At 47.3% G+C, this 1,551-nt stretch carries 1 protein-coding gene; it reads right to left on the bottom strand.

Features of this window, described 5'->3' with window-relative positions:
- Nucleotides 1-32 precede the first annotated feature (32 nt).
- The gene (locus tag R8269_RS24085) at nucleotides 33-1,490 is read right to left on the bottom strand and encodes a TrkH family potassium uptake protein (RefSeq protein WP_005465049.1); all 1,458 of its coding nucleotides are present in this window, start codon (nucleotides 1,488-1,490) and stop codon (nucleotides 33-35) included.
- Between the last annotated feature and the right edge of the window lie 61 nt (nucleotides 1,491-1,551).

The following is a 1,551-nucleotide window of genomic DNA, read 5'->3' as shown; positions in this document are numbered from 1 at the left end:
TATAGAAATAATGCTTTTGCCACGATTTCCCCTTAGCTACGCCAAAACGTCGGCGTAAGTAGAATAAGTAAGGTAAATATTTCCAGACGACCAAATAGCATGGAGACGATCAGCACCCATTTCGCTTTGTCGTTTACATCACCAAAGTGAAGTGCGACTTCGCCCAATCCAGGGCCAAGGTTGTTGAGTGTCGCTGCTACGGCAGAGAATGCACTTAACTCATCCATGCCTGTTGCAATCAAACCCAACATACAAACCACAAACACTAACGCGTATGCTGAGAAGAATCCCCATACAGCATCGACCACACGTTGCGGTAGTGCACTACCTCCGACTTTGATGGTGTACACCGCTCTTGGGTGAACTAGACGTTTAAGCTCACGCGCACCTTGTAAGGTAAGAAGCAAAATGCGGATCACTTTCATACCACCACCGGTCGAACCTGCGCATCCTCCTATAAAAGAGGAGAACAGTAACAGCACTGGCAAGAACAATGGCCAATCTGCAAAACCGGTTGTGGTGAAACCTGCGGTTGTCGAGATTGAGACAGTTTGGAACAATGCTTGGTCAAACGCATCATAAGGTGATGTGTAAGAGTGGTGCTTCAATAGTAGTAAGAAGCAAACCAAAAACAGTAACACCTGAATAAAGATGAATGCGCGGAACTCTGGGTCTTTCCAATAATACTTAGGATGAACCCCACCAGAGGCAAATGCCGCAAAGTGCAGAGTGAAGTTACAAGCAGAGATCAGCAAGAACACCACGGTAATCAGGTTAATCGCATAACTGTCGAAGTAGCCCATGCTGGCATCGTGAGTTGAGAAGCCACCAATCGCAATGGTAGAGAAGCTGTGGCTGATGGCATCAAACGGCGTCATGCCCGCGAGCCAAAAAGCAACCGCACAAGCGATTGTCAGGCTTAAATAGATGTACCACAGCGCTTTTGCTGTCTCGGCTATGCGCGGGGTCATTTTGGTATCTTTCACTGGACCCGGAATTTCTGCGCGGTACAACTGCATCCCACCGATGCCCAACACTGGCAAAATAGCGACCGCAAGTACGATGATCCCCATCCCACCAAACCATTGTAGAAATTGGCGGTAGAACAAAATCGCTTTAGGTAACTCGTCAAGTCCGACAATAACGGTCGCCCCTGTCGTAGTTAAAGCAGAGAAGGATTCAAAAAAAGCGTCAGTCACAGAAATGTTGGGATTATCTGCGATTAAAAATGGAAGCGAACCCGCGCTGCCCAAAACCGTCCAGAAAAGAACAACAATAAGAAAGCCATCACGTGATTTGAGCTCATGTTTATGCCGACGGTTAGGAAACCAACACATCGCTCCACAAAAAAGCAGCACAAAAAAAGTCGTGACAAAAGGTACACCAGCGCCGTCTCGATAAAGAAGCGCAACCAGTGCGGGTGCCAACATGGTGACACTAAAAAGCGCGAGCAAAAGCCCGACGATTCGAATAATTGAACGAAATTGCATGGATTGATTGACTAGCGAAGCTGTCCCTGTTGCTTCCTGTTTTTCATTATTGTCCGTCGAG

Source organism: Vibrio sp. Vb0667, assembly GCF_033391095.1.
This window is presented reverse-complemented; position numbering and strand designations above follow the sequence as displayed.

Coding starts and splice junctions, on each gene's coding strand:
- R8269_RS24085 (WP_005465049.1), bottom strand. CDS start 1,490: ATGCAATTTCGTTCAATTATTCGAATCGTCGGGCTTTTGCTCGCGCTT.